Origin of the sequence: Paenibacillus sp. BT-177, from assembly GCF_025846815.2 — a bacterium.
GTDB lineage: Bacteria > Bacillota > Bacilli > Paenibacillales > Paenibacillaceae > Paenibacillus > Paenibacillus polymyxa_C.
In genome coordinates this window covers 1,137,634-1,152,705 of sequence record NZ_JAOYTP010000001.1, presented here as the reverse complement: position 1 = coordinate 1,152,705, position 15,072 = coordinate 1,137,634, and the positions used below count along the sequence as shown (strand labels likewise).

The following is a 15,072-nucleotide window of genomic DNA, read 5'->3' as shown; positions in this document are numbered from 1 at the left end:
TTGGCAGGATGCTCTCTTGGAGCGTAATTTATCTGTAATAGGTACAGTACTGTATGCCCGGTTATCTCAAAAAGTGCTAAGATGCTACGCTTCTTCTTTTTAACGTTCTAATTTAAAAAATTGAAATAAGTACTGTCCTGATTTGTAAGATTGTGGTACCCTAGAACTTATATATTGCTATTATAATTATTGGAGTTGAATTAAACAGATGAGTGACTTGTACAAGGAGCCTCGATCTTCCGATCCTTTTCAGGAGCCGAACGATTATAACGCTCCATTTAACCAGCCCCCAGTAGTTCCACCTACAAACAGTAAAGCTGTTGCCTCGATGGTGCTCGGGATTTTATCTGTTGTCATTCCCTATCTTGGGTTGATTATCGGAATTGTGGGTATTATTTTGTCCAGTCTTTCCCTGAAGGAAATTAACCGTCATGGCGAGCAAGGCAGAGGTATGGCCATTGCTGGACTGGTATGTAGTATTATCGGCACACTGATTTATGCACTGATTATTATTTTCTTGGTTATTGTTTTTGTTGTGGCGGCCTCCAGTGGCGATCCAGATATTTTTTCAGACATTTAATGAATTAAAGAATGTTTGAGTCAGACAAACCATTCACGATTTGCCTATTGGATGCTATGATACAGGGAGTCCAATCAAGGAGAGTGAAGCTTTATGGCACGTACTCAAACACAAAAGGCGTTAAGCAAGGCGAAACGCGCCGGGATCTATTGCGCGGCACAGAGCCGCAAAACGAATGATCATTATGGCGAAATTTCACAGCACACGCGAATGAAGCCAACCAAGCAGGAACAATTACAAAAGGTCAAGCACAAGAAGCGACTCGTTCAGGGTGACGCTTCTTTTTTTGTCTTAAGCGAAGTCGAAAAACTTCGAGGAAGTGAATGTATAGGAGCGGATAGCATTTTCCATAACATAGGCCAAAAAGAACTTGATAATAATTATCATTCTTGTTAGAATCATAAGAAAGAAGGAACCCTGGCAGGGGCTCCTTCATGATAAAGCTATGGTTTGGCTTGAAAACTAAGGTCTATTTTGCTTCAAAGGTTTTGCAGTCTGTTTCTTCGGACGTGTGAGTGTTTGCAGGCTTGTTGCTTACGATATAAATAGAGCTTGCGCTGCATTTATTATCCTGAGCCCAGTACGTGCATGAGTTGACTTCGCACAGAACGTCTTTTGCCATATTGTTCACCTCCTTACAGGGATGTGATGGGCTGAGCAAAAATAATCACGGTCAGTCAAGGTAGGACTTGTCCAACTGTGCTTACCCTCTTGGTAAGAAGAGGGATTTTGCTATGCCTACTTGTACAATATCAAATGAATTTTAAAATTGCAATATTTACACATTTTGCAGTTCAAAATAGACACAAGTGTTCCTTTTTAGTTAGAAAACAAAAAGCTGTCCTTGTGCAGAAGAGATGTTCTTCTGCCAGAGACAGCTTTTTTATATTTTTCTAACAGAATGGCAGCACTAAAAGACTTAGCGTGCGTTAGGAATATTTACGATCGGATCAATATCAGCATCATAGTCCACACCCTCGAACTCAAAGCCGAACAGCTGGAAAAATTCGCGACGATATCCTTCAAGATCGGACAATTCATAGATATTATGGGTCGTCAGTTCCTCCCATATTTTCGCTACTTCTGCCTGCACATCCTCGCGCAGTTCCCAATCATCAATGCGAATACGACCTTCTTGATCTACCGCAGTTTCTGGTGCATACAGACGCTCGGCAAACAGGCGGTAGCTCTGTTCTATGCACCCTTCATGCAGCCCTTTCTCCTTCATCACCTTATATAAAGCGGAAATATACAGAGGAACGACAGGGATGGCCGAACTGGATTGGGTAACAAGTCCTTTGGTGACTGCGACGAAGGCGCGTCCACCCGTGGTTTTCATCTGGTCGTTCAGCTGACGAGCTGTCGCCTCCAGATGATCTTTTGCACTTCCGATACTGCCTTCTCGGTAGATGGCTTGGGTAATATCTGAACCGATATACGAAAAAGAGAAGGTAGTGGCGTTATCAGCGAGCACGCCGCCTGCACGCAAGGCGTCAATCCACAATTTCCAATCCTCACCGCCCATAACCTCTACAGTCCCCTGTACTTCTTCTTCTGTTGCCGGTTCGAGCGTCACGCTGCTGACTTCACCGGTGTGAAAGTTAACGGTCTTATTCGTGTAAGGCTCACCAATAGGTTTGAGCACGGAATTAGATGTTTCGCCTGTGCGGGGATTAGTACGGCGACCTGAAGCAACACTGTAAACCACCAGATCGACTTGTCCCAGTTCTTCGCGAATGGCTTCCACCGTTTTGGCTTTGACCTCATCCGAGAAGGCATCTCCTGTCACGCTTAAAGATTTAAGCCCAGCATCCTGAGCTGCTTTTTCAAATGCAGCAGAATTATACCAGCCTGCTGATGCTGTGCGTGTAGCCGTAGCATTGCTAGGACGATACACGCCAATTGTATTGGCACGCGCACCGAAAGCGGCCGTAATTCGAGAAGCCAACCCATATCCGGCCGATGCCCCGATCACAAGCACATTACGAGGTCCCTGGATAGCAGGACGGTCTTGTACGTAGTCAATTTGCTCCTGAACATGTTGGGCACAGCCCACCGGATGAGCAGTGGTGCAGATAAAGCCACGTGTTCTTGGTTTGATAATCATGTTATTGTAGTTCCTCTCTTCTTGTAGCAATCTTCACCCTTACTATTTTAACTTTTAACAATTTTTTTTCAAATGTGGATTTCAGTAAGTTTCCTTTTTACCCAAAAGTGAATCTCTGTACAGGGTGGCAAGTGCCTAAGAGTCTGCATATGATGCTGTAACGATAAACATGAGAAGGGAGAGAGCTGCTTGAAGAACAAGAGCCGCAAAACCAACAGAAACAAAAAGCCGCTCTATCGTGTAATTGACCCGGATATGAATGAGTTAAATATGATACAACGCTCAAAACCACTGCCTGCGGAGAGGGAGACAGAAGCAAGACTTCATCAAGTTGCTTCTCCGCCTCCCCCAACTACAGAGGAGTCGGAGCTACAGACAGTTGTCGAGCCTGAAGTCGAGGCTCTGCACGAGAAAGAAATTGAGGTTGCAGATGTAGAGGAGACTCCAGCTTTGATGGAAGAACCCCCACTGCCAGAGCTAGAACCAGAGCTAGAACTAGATCCAGAACCGGAGCCGGAACCAGAGCCAGAACCAGAACCTGATCCAATTGATGTGGAAGAAATTTTGAACAATAAGAAGGCTCCGCATGTAAACAATGCTTTCATCTATACAGACGATTTGAGTGATTTCGCTGTGACAGGTGAAAAGATCGCTCCCGCTTCCATAGATTCCAGCAAGCTGAAACAAGAGAGTATCCAAACGGAATTTCTAGCAGATTATGCTGTTCATACAATTAAAATAGCTGACGGTGCTGTGACTGCTTCGAAGATTGCTCCCGACTCCATTACGGTCGAGCATCTGTCGGACGCATCAGTGGCAGGCAGTAAATTGCAGGATCGCTCTATTAGTGGTGAAAAACTTCGTGATGGCAGCATCACTCCAGAAAAGCTGGCGGATAAAATTATCAGCGGCGATCATATTGCCAATGGCTCGATTGAAAGCCGTCATTTCAAGCAATGGATCGTGTCTTCAGATATGCTTCAAGATCAGTCGGTCACCTCCGATAAAATTCGCAGCGGTACGATTCAATCGAACAATTTGGCGAATGAAGCTGTTGATAGCTCCAAGCTGGGCGATCAGTCTGTGACCACCTCCAAACTGCGGGATGGGGCTGTGGATGGAACTAAAATCCAGGCAGGCAGCATTGAGAGCGCACACCTGACCGAGCATGCCGTTCATGCCCGGCATCTGGCTCCGGGTTCGATTAATCGCAAGCAGCTATCCGACGGAATTGTGGGCAGGGAACAATTGGAGGAAGGTGTTGTCAGCGGGCGTCATCTGGAGTCTGAGGCAGTCACCAGTACGCACATTCAGGCAGGAGCGATTGAAAGAAAGCATCTCAGTCCTGGCTCCATTGGGGAAGAGCAGCTTGGAACGGGCCAAGTGACAGCCCGGCATATCGCAGATCGGAGTATTCAATCCAATAAACTGGCAGATCAGTCTGTAGGCTCATTGCAAATTGTCGATCAATCCGTCACTTCATCCAAAATATCGGATCAGAGCATTCTCCCACACAAAATTGCCGATGAAGCAGTACTTACCAGACATATTGCAACAGCAGCCATACAAGGAGCTCAGATTTCTCCGGAGGCAGTCTCTTCCGTGCATCTTCAATCCGAAATTATTCGGAAAGATCATATTGCACCTGAGGCGGTTACGGAGCAACATTTGCATGCCGGGGCTGTGACAAGCGAGAAAATAAGGAAGAGTGCAGTTCTGGATCATCATGTGGCGAATCAGGCTGTCAAGGAAAATCACATTGCTCCGAGCGCTATTAAGTCTGACAAAATCGCTGATGAAGCAGTGATAGAATCTAAAATCGGTACAGGGGCGGTCACCGGCAATAAAATTGCGTCTCAAGCCGTTAACCACGTACACATTGCATCCGGAGTCATCCGTGAAAACCACCTTGCCGACAATAGTGTGGGCGGAAAGGCGTTACAGGCTCAAGCAGTTGATTCCACCCATTTGGCCCAAAGCTCTGTACAGAGCAAGCACCTTGGGGAAAACAGTGTCGGAACCGCAGCGTTGCAGGAACAGTCCGTTACTGCAGACATATTAGATGAAGGCGCTGTTCAAACCGCGCATTTGGCCAGTGGAGCGGTATACTCCCACCATTTGCAGGATCATGCCGTTACTTCGTTGAAACTATCGCCGGAAAGTGTGGCTACGGATAAAATTAATGATTTGGCGATTACTGCGCCTAAGTTAGCTGAGGGCAGTGTCACTTCCTCCAAGCTGTCTGCTCGTTCGGTGCAGCCATGGCATATTACGGATAAAGCAGTACTGAGCAACCATCTGGCTGTTGAAGCAGTGGAGGCGAATCATCTCGCGCCGGAATCCGTCACCTCCAACCATTTGCAGTCTGCTTCGGTCCAAACCAAACATCTCGCCCCAGATAGTGTGTCCGGCCATGCCCTTCAGTCGGAAAGCGTCACTTCCGAGAAGTTGGCGGCTCGGGCTGTGCAGGCTTCCAATCTGGCGGAAAATAGCGTGGGCCCTGGGCATTTGGCTGCACAGTCTGTACAAACTAAACATTTGGCCGCAGGAGCAGTAGAGGAAACGATAATAGCCCAGAATGCTGTGAAGTCTGAGCATCTTGCAGCAGAATCCATCCAATCCGAGCATTTGCAAAGCGGGATCATTCAAGGAGAGCATATTGCATTGCAGGCGATAGCGACTCCTTCCATACAGGATGAAGCGGTTACCTCTGCCAAACTATCAGAGGAAAGTGTAACCTCTACCAAGCTGTCAGCCCATGCAGTGCAGTCCGGGCATATTATGGATGAAGCTGTACAAAGCAACCACTTGGCCGTAGCGGTTGTGGACTCGACCCATCTGGCATCTGGAGCGGTCACCTCGGTGCACCTGCAGGCCTCCTCGGTGCTTACGAGACATTTGGCTCCGGATAGTGTGTCCGGTCGTGCACTTCAAGCGGAAAGTGTAACCTCGGAAAAGCTGGCAGCCCGCTCGGTACAAGGAATGAACCTTGCAGAAGGCAGTATCGGCCCTTCACATCTATCTGTGCAGTCCGTACACACGCGGCATTTGGCAGCTGGAGCGGTACAGGATAGAGTGCTGGCAGAGGGAGCGGTGAAGTCCGTGCACATTGCCCCGGAATCGATCCAACCACACCATCTGCATACTGAAATCATTCAGGGCGAGCATATTGCATCCCAGGCCATTTCGACCGATGCTTTACAAGATGAGTCTGTGACATCTGACAAACTGGCAGATGAGGGCGTGACTGCCGCCAAGCTGTCGGCCCACTCCGTACAGTCGTGGCACATTACAGACGAAGCAGTGCAAGGAAATCATTTGGCAGCAGAATCCATCCAGTCGAACCATCTGGCACCGGAAAGTGTCACTTCAGCCCACTTGCAGTCTTCGTCAGTGCTCACGAGCCATCTGGCCCCGGATAGTGTGTCCGGCCGTGCACTACAAGCGGAAAGCGTCACCTCGGAAAAGTTGGCAGCCCACTCGGTGCAAGGAACGAATCTTGCGGAAGACAGCGTCGGCCCGTCACATTTGTCTGCACAGTCGGTACACGCCCGGCATTTGGCAACTGGCGCAGTACAGGATACAACGCTGGCAAAGGGAGCAGTGAAGTCGGTACACATTACCGCGGGGTCCATCCAGCCGCATCACCTGCACACAGGAAGCATTCAGGGCGAGCATATCGCATCCCAGGCCATATCGACCGATGCTTTGCAGGATGCGTCTGTTACCTCCGATAAATTGGTGGATGAGGGTGTGACTGCCGCCAAGCTGTCGGTCAACTCGGTACAGCCGTGGCACATTACAGACGAAGCAGTGCAAGGAAATCATTTGGCAGCAGAAGCCATCCAGTCAAGCCATCTGGCTTCCGAATCCGTTACCTCTCGCCATTTGCAGGCTTCCTCAGTGCTTACGAGTCATCTGGCGCCAGATAGTGTATCCGGTCGTGCACTACAGGCGGAAAGCGTCACCTCGGAAAAGCTGGCAGCGCGCTCGGTACAAGGGACGAATCTTGCGGAAGGCAGCATCGGCCCGTCCCATCTGTCTGCACAGTCCGTACACAGCCGGCATCTGGTAGCCGGAGCGGTACAGGATAGAGCGTTGGCAGAGGGAGCAGTGAAATCCGTGCATATCGCTCCAGAATCAATCCAATCACACCATCTGCACCCTGGAACCATTCAGGGCGAGCATCTGGCATCTCAGTCGATATCGACTGATGTTTTACAGGATGAGTCTGTGACATCTGATAAATTGGCCGATGAGGGTGTGACTGCCGCTAAGTTGTCGGCTCACTCGGTACAGCCGTGGCACATTACAGATGAAGCAGTGCAAGCTAATCATTTGGCAGAAGAGGCCGTTCAATCGAGTCATCTGGCGCCGGAATCTGTCACCTCAGCCCACTTACAGTCTTCGGTGATACTTGCGAGTCATTTGGCGCCGGATAGTGTATCCGGTCTTGCGCTACAAGCGGAAAGCGTCACTTCGGAAAAACTGGCAGCACGCTCGGTGCAAGGGACGAATCTTGCGGAAGACAGCGTCAGTTCTTCGCATTTATCTGCACAGTCGGTACACACTCAGCATTTGGCAGTCGGCGCAGTGCAGGATACAGCGCTAGCCGAGGGGGCAGTGAAGTCGGTACACATTGCCACGGAATCCATCCAGCCGCATCACCTGCACCCTGGAACTATTCAGAGCGAGCATCTGGCATCCCTGTCGATATCGACCGATGCATTACAGGATGAGTCTGTTACGTCTGATAAATTAGCGAATGAGGGTGTGACTGCTGCCAAACTGTCGGCTCACTCGGTACAACCGTGGCACATTGCGGACGAAGCAGTGCAAGCCAATCATTTGGCAGAAGAGACCATCCAGTCGAGCCATCTGTCACCGGAATCTGTCACCTCAGCCCACTTGCACTCTTCGGCGGTACTTGCGAGCCATCTGGCCCCGGATAGTGTGTCTAGCCGTGCGTTACAAGCGGAAAGCGTCACCTCGGAGAAGCTGGCAGCCCACTCGGTGCAAGGAACGAATCTGGCGGAAGACAGCGTTGGCCCGTCCCATCTGTCTGCACAGTCGGTACACACCCAGCATCTGGCAATCGGTGCAGTACAGGATACGTCGCTAGCCGAGGGGGCAGTGAAATCCGTGCATATTGCCCCGGAATCGATCCAGCCGCACCATCTGCACCCCGGAACCATTCAGGGCGAGCATCTGGCATACCAGTCGATATCGACTAATGCTCTGCAGGATGAGTCTGTTACGTCCGATAAACTGGCAGATGAGGTCGTGACAGCTACCAAAATATCTCCACATTCCGTACAGCCGTGGCACATTACGGACGAAGCCGTGCAAGCCCATCATTTGGCAGAAGAGACCATCCAGTCGAGCCATCTGGCGCCGGAATCCGTCACCTCAGCCCACTTGCAGCCTTCGGCAGTGACGATCCAGCATATTGCGCCAGGGAGTGTATCTGTTCACGCGCTCCAGGCAGGCAGCGTGAACGCTGAGAAGCTTGCGCTTCGGGCGGTGCGAGCTTCGAATCTGGCGGAAGCCAGCGTAAGCTCTGTACATTTGACAGAACATGCCGTGCAAGCCCAGCATTTGTCCGATGGAGCGATTCAAGAGTCAGCACTGGCAGAGGGGGCAGTGCAGTCCCGCCACATTTCACCGGATTCTGTCCAATCCGAGCATTTGCAAGCAGGAGCTATTCAGTCACAGCATATCGGCTGGCAGGCGGTGTCAGAGCAAGCTATACGGGATGGAGCGGTGACGTCCGGCAAACTCGCAGATGGAACGGTGGAGTCCCGCCATGTGGCTGAGGAGGCAATTGAAGGCCACCATATTGCAGAGGAAGTCATTGATTCGCACCATCTGAAACCCGGCTCAGTAACACTGAATCAATTGTCCACAGATATTCATCTCTCGGGACTTTTGCCTGAGGAAGGAATCAGTGGCGACAAACTTCAGGCAAACAGTATATCCCGCAGCCATCTGCAGGATCAGGTCGTCGACAGTGAGGTGCTGAGTCCAGAAGCTGTAGGTCCGAAGCATCTACAAGCTGCTGCGATACAAAGTCATCATGTGGCAGAGCAGAGCATCGAAGGTCATCATCTGGTAGAAGGTTCCGTGGGCTCACGTGAGCTGGAACTGAACGCAGTGAAACCAGAGCATTTGAGCATCACCCCGGTCCGTACTTGTACAAATCAGCCTGCATTGCAGCAGTTTGGCAGAGCGCCGTTTCTTTTAAAGGGAAGCGAAGGAGAGACAGAAGTAACCATTGTATTTGGGGAGCCATTTGTGAACCCGGACTACACGTTGGTAGCGATGACGAACCATCCTCTCTTTCATGCAACACTGAAATCCCAGACGACTAATGGAGCGGTGATCGTTGTAACCAAGTGGAGTGAAACCGCGCATAACTACGGTATTGTTTCCTGGATTGCCATCGGTTAGTGGAGATGATGGTTGCAACATTTATAGCGTGCAGACTCATGTATTTTTCAGATACAGAGCTGCACGCTTTTTCATATACTTTTCACATATTTGCTCCACAATTATCCCGAATTCTCCTGATAAGCTAAAGATACTTTAAAGGAGAGGTGATTCAATCATGAAAAAATGGACTAAAAATGCAGCAGCCGTATTGACCGTAGTAAGTGTACTGGGAGGAGCAAGCAGCGCATTCGCCGCTACAGCAACCACAACTCCAGTCACCACTGCACCAGCCATCAAAGCTCCTGCGGTTACGACTCCTGCTAGCAAAACACCGTCAAAAGCGCCTGCAACGAAAACACCTGTGGTGAAAGCACCTGTTAAAAAAGCTCCTGCCAAAAAAGCCAGTGCGAAAAAAGTGGCAAGTCACAAAGCAAAAGCAGTGAAAGCAAAACACCGCACAGTTAAACATCATGCGAAAAAACATAAGGCTGTTCAACGCAAGGTAGCGGCACATAAAACTCGTGCACAACATGTTGTAGCTAAAAAAGTAACCCATAAAGCTCCAGTAAAAAAAGCAGTCCCAGCTAAAACAGCTCCAAAAGCAGCAGCTAAAGTAGTAACAAACAAAAAATAAGGTAGAAAATAAGGTAGAAGTGTAGTTAGCTTTCAGTTCACCTGGCATATACAGCAGCGATTCATGATAAGAAAAGACGGGACCGGGAACGGTATACCCGTCTTTTGTCTATTCTGCTGGGCTTCTGTTAAGCTTAAAGAAAGGATGCCAGCATCCAGAACAACGGCAAGGGGTTAAGGCCATGACAAAAATAGTAGTAGTAGATGACGATGTGTTCATTTTGCAATTAATATCTGAATATTTGAAAAAAGAGTCCTACGAGGTAACTTCCTTTTCCAGTGGGAAAACATTGGTAGAGCATATCCGAACAAACAGTCCAGATTGCCTCGTGCTTGATATTATGATGCCGGGCATTGACGGACTTTCTCTATTGACTCAGCTTCGTGAGTTTACAGAAATGCCGATCATTATGATCTCCGCGCGCGGAGAGGAAAGTGACCGTATCCACGGGCTGGAATTGGGATGCAGTGATTTTTTGACCAAGCCCTTTAATCCAAGAGAGCTGGTGGGAAGGGTCAAAGCGATGCTGAGACTGAGCAAGGCGGGGACTTCTGCATCCGATGACAAGCAAGCAGCAGAGAGCACAAATCTTTGCCATGCAGGCAATCTGTGCATTTTTGCTGACTTTCGTAAAGTTACAGTAGACGGTCAAACGTTAAATTTGACCTCACGTGAATTCGATCTGTTGCTGTTTCTTGCGAATCATCTGGAACGGCCTTTTGGCAGAGAGCATTTGATTCAGCAAGTGTGGAGCTATGACTTTATAGGTGATGTGAGAGTCGTAGATGATCTGGTCAAACGTATTCGCAAAAAGTTGGCAGAATACCATTCCACGCTTGTCATTAACACGGTATGGGGATTTGGATATAAAGCAACGGTTCAGGAGATGTAGCCATGCGTACGATGAGAGCCAAAATTCTGCTGTCCCTGTCCATTGCCATGCTGATTACTGTCTGTATTACGGTGGTCTTATTTATCAGGCTCATCGACGACATTCTGGTGAATCAGGCCAAATCCAAGCTCCATGAGCAGGCACGCAAAGCCGTCCATATTATGAGTGACGGGGGCTTTGATCGACTGGATAATGCTGAACTTAACTATGTTATCAAGGGTGTGCTTTTATCTGCCGATTACTTTATTTTAAGCACGGATAACCGCATCATCGACTCCAGCGTCTCTGGAATGGAAGGCAAAAAGCTCGAGCGTTTGCTTTTGACCCGCCAGGGCTTTTTTGCATCGGTTCATCCGTCTGCCCACGACGATCTGGTTACTACACATGAAGGCGTTGCTGTCCTTCAAGGTAAAAAGATACTGTTTACGAATGAAGAATTGCCCGGACAACCTTTTCGGATCTTTGTATACTCACCCTTATCTTCTTTGAGAGCACTCTATGTACCATTAATGAGAACTACGCTGCTGTCAATCGTCGCGAGTTTTCTGGTGATTCTCGTTATTGGTCTGATGGTTGTTTCACGTCTGGTGCGTCCGCTCAAGCGATTGAAAGAGGCGGTAGGCAACTATGAGCCGAATCAGCCGCAGGATAGTGATTTTCCGCAGGCGGACAAAAGCGAAATTGGCGAACTGATAGGCACCTTTCATTCCATGTCCGCCCGCATTCAGCAGCACCACCACAGCCAAATTGAATTTCTACAAAATGTATCACACGAGCTAAGGACACCGTTAATGTCCATTCAAGGCTATGTATATGCCATTCAGGATCAAGTAGTATCGCAGGACGAGGGACTGAGCATTATTAAAGTGCAATCCCAGCGATTAATTGATATGGTGGAAAAGTTGCTTCAGCTATCGAGGTTGGAGGCGTTGAATGAGGAATGGCCCGTCTCTTTGATTGATCTGAGAAGTATGGCGGAGGACGCTGTTCATCTGTTGATGCCGATGGCCAGCGAACGCTCTATCTCGCTACGAGTGGAGGGAGAGGGTCTGCATGTGGCCGTTCCGGCCGAGCAATTATTCCGTATGATATTGAATTTGCTGCAAAATGCAGTTCGACACACCTCCACAGAGGTAGTCATTCATTTGGAGACGGGGACAACACCGGAGGTTGTGTGGGTTATGCATGTAGATGATGATGGGGAAGGTCTAACCGAATCTGAAGCAGCCGAGGTGTTCGGAAGATTCTATACCGGATCAAATGGTGCGACGGGACTAGGATTGGCCATCTGCCGTCAAATAGCCTCCCGACTGAATGGAGAATTACTTTGTACACGATCGCCATTAGGTGGGGCACGCTTCAGCTACATTCAACGCATGTCATGACGCATGTTATAAATGAGGCAAAAATGGTTAAAAATGATCAATTTTTCGCTAAAATGTGCCATTAATATGACATTTCATGATAGGTTTTTGGTGATATTTTAGATATTGCTTGACTGGCAGGTACTAAAATGAGTAAAATTATTCGTATATACCTTGACTCATGAACGTCGTTTTTTTAGATAGTGGTCAATAATAGTGATGAATAATAAATGAAAGAGTGATGAGATGAACCGCCTTTTGGAAGTGAAGGACTTAACGATATCTTTCAAGACCCGTCAGGGACTAGTGCAGGCCATTCGTGGCGTAAACTTTCATGTCAATAAAGGAGAGACGCTGGCGATTGTCGGTGAATCCGGCTCAGGCAAAAGCGTAACCTCACAAGCTGTTATGAAGCTGATCCCGACTCCTCCGGGCGTTTATCAAAAGGGTCAAATTATGTTTGACGGACAAGAGCTGATTAATAAAACGGAAAAGCAGATGCAAAAAATTCGTGGTAAGGAAATTGGTCTGATTTCTCAGGACCCTATGACTTCACTTAACCCGACGATGAAAGTCGGTAAGCAGATCACGGAAGTGCTTTTCAAGCATGAAAAGATATCCAAGGACGCTGCTCGCAAGCGGGGCATTGAGTTGCTGAATCTGGTAGGTATTCCACATCCTGAACAGCGTTTTAACCAATATCCGCATGAATTTAGTGGCGGTATGCGTCAACGTGTCGTCATTGCAATGGCATTGGCTGCTAATCCGAAACTTCTGATTGCCGATGAGCCGACGACTGCGTTGGATGTAACCATTCAAGCTCAAATCTTGGAACTGATGAAGGATCTTCAGAAAAAAATTGATACTTCTATCATCTTTATTACTCATGATCTCGGTGTTGTGGCGAAGATGGCGGATCGCGTTGCTGTTATGTATGCAGGGCAAATCGTGGAAACAGGTACGGTTAATGAAATTTTCTATAACCCAAAACATCCATATACATGGGGACTCCTCGCTTCCATGCCTAGTTTGGACAGCCATGGTCAGAAGCTGGCTGCGATCCCGGGAACACCACCGGATCTGCTTCACCCACCTGTAGGGGATGCTTTTGCAGCCCGTAGTTCTTATGCCATGAAAATTGACTTTGAGAAAGAGCCTCCACTCTATCAATTGTCTGATACACACTTTGTGAAATCATGGCTGCTTCATCCAGATGCACCTGCGGTTGAGCCACCAGAAGCGGTGAAGGCTAAACTTCGCAAGCTGGATAACGCATTTGAAAAGCCAGTTTTAGTTGAACAATACGGCAGTTAAAGCACGATATCATTTGTAAATAATCAAATAATAAATAAAAAAAGGCTGTTTCTCCGTGTGAATTAATATTACGGAGTAACAGCCTTTTTGGTGTAACACCACAGGTTGTATGAGTCTGTGGTGATTTGTATTAGACGGCAGCGCTTACAACTTGCCGGAACCGGCTTGGGAAGTGACTTCTGTCTTCACGCTGGCGGATGGGGAAATTTTATCGTTCAAGGATGGCTTCCAGCCTACAGAGGAGCTAAGCCCCGCGCTGGAGCCTGCGTTTACGGCCTGTCCATTCAGAAGTGTGCCAGTGTCTGACAGGGCAGTTCCACCAAAAACAGTCACAATTTTGGCTGCGGACAGTCCCGCAACGTCAATGACATTGTTTTCAGCAAAGATTTTAGAGGCTTTGCCCGCGCCCCATATATACAGTGTAGGGTATTCAGAGCGTTTTACATCACCTGTATAGTAATTGTTATATAGATGGACTTGTCCATAACGTACGCGCGGTGTGCGTTGTACTGTATTCTCATAATAATTGTGATGCAGGGTTACACGTAAAGTCCCTTCATCCGCTGTTTTGCTGTCGCTGTTGCCGATAATGGATGTTTTGTCATGATCGTAAAAGTGATTGTATGAAATGGTAACCAGATCACCTTGGTTAATCACATCGAGCAGTCCATCATGATGCTGGTATTCTTGACCGTAGAAGGTGCCGTTTCCGCTATCGGGGTGAGCCCCGTCATTGAACGTATTGTGATCCACCCATACATGCGTAGCTCCGTTAATTGTAATGCTGTCATATTCTGAATTCCAGTTGCCTGTACTGCCATCAGTTGGGTCCCACTGTGGGAAATAATCGTAGGCATCCTGAAACTCAATATTACGGATAATGACGTTGTCTGTACCCTTTTTTAATTGAAAGTTTGCACCATTAATGACGGCATTGTTGCCCAGACCGACAATCGTTGTATTGGATGGAATTTCAATAACGATACGACTGGCTTGATTCTTCTGTGATGCCTTACGTGCATCTTCCAATGTACCAGAAGGAACCCTTTTCCCCCATGTAGACGGATCGTATGCCTTGAGATACGCATTGAAATCATACTTAGAGTCCTTGTAATCGTTCAATCCTAACGGTTTATTATTGTCATCGACATTGGCATTGATTGTACCTTTGACATAAATAATTTTAGGTGTAGTGTTACTGCTTTTGCCTAACGCATCGACGAGTTGTTTACGGTTCGTTACGGTGAAAGTATTGGAGGAAGTAGCAGTAGCTCCACCTGTTGTGCCAGTAGAAAAGGCGGCCCAGCCGTTTTTGCTGCCAAGTGTCTCCTTGCCAATATCACTGGCTGCATGAGCAGGTGCACCCATAGGAGCCAGAGTAGCGAACAGTAACACGGCTGCGATTCCGAGTGAAAATCTCTTTTTCATAAAATACCTCCGTATATTGGATAAATGGAGTAGACGAACGAAGGGAGTCCCGGGTGCTCCTGTAGTTTCTACATGTTCTATCATACTTTGTGTTCCAGTATTTGTTAATATAATAAAAGTTACATACTAAAATTTTTGTCGAATTTTTTATATAATTCAATAGAGCCCTTCTTTTTCCAATCAAAACGCATATACCAGAATGAAAACGTTAACAATCATATCGAATAGAAAATGTATATATGAATATATGGAATTTTCCTGGTGAATTTCTTTCAAAATCAGTCTGTTCATCTTCATATTAAAGCAAAGGAAAATTGAATG

The 15,072-nt window shown here is 47.7% G+C and carries 10 protein-coding genes; 7 read left to right on the top strand and 3 right to left on the bottom strand.

Going from position 1 to position 15,072, the window contains the following annotated elements:
• Positions 1-208: 208 nt before the first annotated feature.
• Both OIU26_RS05325 and OIU26_RS05320 read left to right on the top strand, forming a co-directional pair.
• Complete coding sequence (locus OIU26_RS05325) at positions 209-580, top strand: DUF4190 domain-containing protein (protein ID WP_013372515.1); 372 nt, start codon at positions 209-211, stop codon at positions 578-580.
• A 93-nt stretch (positions 581-673) separates the two neighbouring features.
• Entirely contained in the window at positions 674-976 is a 303-nt protein-coding gene (locus tag OIU26_RS05320; protein WP_165083162.1) for a hypothetical protein, read from the top strand.
• A gap of 73 nt (positions 977-1,049) precedes the next feature.
• Here the strand turns inward: OIU26_RS05320 and OIU26_RS05315 are convergent, their stop codons facing one another.
• Together OIU26_RS05315 and fabV are read right to left on the bottom strand one after the other, a co-directional pair.
• Positions 1,050-1,202, bottom strand: coding sequence for a DUF1540 domain-containing protein (locus OIU26_RS05315; RefSeq protein WP_017426780.1), 153 nt, complete (start codon positions 1,200-1,202; stop codon positions 1,050-1,052).
• A 297-nt stretch (positions 1,203-1,499) separates the two neighbouring features.
• A complete protein-coding gene (fabV, locus tag OIU26_RS05310; protein WP_264216165.1) occupies positions 1,500-2,687 on the bottom strand; it encodes an enoyl-ACP reductase FabV in 1,188 nt (395 codons plus the stop codon).
• A 189-nt stretch (positions 2,688-2,876) separates the two neighbouring features.
• Between fabV and OIU26_RS05305 the strand changes: the two genes are divergently transcribed.
• From OIU26_RS05305 to OIU26_RS05285, 5 genes are all read left to right on the top strand, one after another.
• Positions 2,877-9,137 (top strand): WIAG-tail domain, encoded by a 6,261-nt coding sequence (locus tag OIU26_RS05305; protein WP_264216164.1) that lies wholly within the window; start codon positions 2,877-2,879, stop codon positions 9,135-9,137.
• Between the two features lie 157 nt (positions 9,138-9,294).
• Entirely contained in the window at positions 9,295-9,753 is a 459-nt protein-coding gene (locus tag OIU26_RS05300) for a hypothetical protein (protein WP_264216163.1), read from the top strand.
• Positions 9,754-9,934: 181 nt separating this feature from the next.
• On the top strand, positions 9,935-10,645 hold the full coding sequence (locus OIU26_RS05295; protein ID WP_264216162.1) for a response regulator transcription factor: 711 nt from the start codon (positions 9,935-9,937) through the stop codon (positions 10,643-10,645).
• Between the two features lie 2 nt (positions 10,646-10,647).
• Positions 10,648-12,030, top strand: a complete 1,383-nt coding sequence (locus tag OIU26_RS05290) for a sensor histidine kinase (protein ID WP_264216161.1) — start codon at positions 10,648-10,650, stop codon at positions 12,028-12,030.
• 225 nt (positions 12,031-12,255) lie between these two features.
• Positions 12,256-13,323 (top strand): ABC transporter ATP-binding protein, encoded by a 1,068-nt coding sequence (locus OIU26_RS05285; protein WP_013372507.1) that lies wholly within the window; start codon positions 12,256-12,258, stop codon positions 13,321-13,323.
• A gap of 144 nt (positions 13,324-13,467) precedes the next feature.
• Here the strand turns inward: OIU26_RS05285 and OIU26_RS05280 are convergent, their stop codons facing one another.
• Positions 13,468-14,751, bottom strand: coding sequence for a pectate lyase family protein (locus OIU26_RS05280; RefSeq protein ID WP_436449019.1), 1,284 nt, complete (start codon positions 14,749-14,751; stop codon positions 13,468-13,470).
• Positions 14,752-15,072: the final 321 nt, after the last annotated feature.

Coding starts and splice junctions, on each gene's coding strand:
- OIU26_RS05325 (WP_013372515.1), top strand. CDS start 209: ATGAGTGACTTGTACAAGGAGCCTCGATCTTCCGATCCTTTTCAGGAG.
- OIU26_RS05320 (WP_165083162.1), top strand. CDS start 674: ATGGCACGTACTCAAACACAAAAGGCGTTAAGCAAGGCGAAACGCGCC.
- OIU26_RS05315 (WP_017426780.1), bottom strand. CDS start 1,202: ATGGCAAAAGACGTTCTGTGCGAAGTCAACTCATGCACGTACTGGGCT.
- fabV (WP_264216165.1), bottom strand. CDS start 2,687: ATGATTATCAAACCAAGAACACGTGGCTTTATCTGCACCACTGCTCAT.
- OIU26_RS05300 (WP_264216163.1), top strand. CDS start 9,295: ATGAAAAAATGGACTAAAAATGCAGCAGCCGTATTGACCGTAGTAAGT.
- OIU26_RS05295 (WP_264216162.1), top strand. CDS start 9,935: ATGACAAAAATAGTAGTAGTAGATGACGATGTGTTCATTTTGCAATTA.
- OIU26_RS05290 (WP_264216161.1), top strand. CDS start 10,648: ATGCGTACGATGAGAGCCAAAATTCTGCTGTCCCTGTCCATTGCCATG.
- OIU26_RS05285 (WP_013372507.1), top strand. CDS start 12,256: ATGAACCGCCTTTTGGAAGTGAAGGACTTAACGATATCTTTCAAGACC.
- OIU26_RS05280 (WP_436449019.1), bottom strand. CDS start 14,751: ATGAAAAAGAGATTTTCACTCGGAATCGCAGCCGTGTTACTGTTCGCT.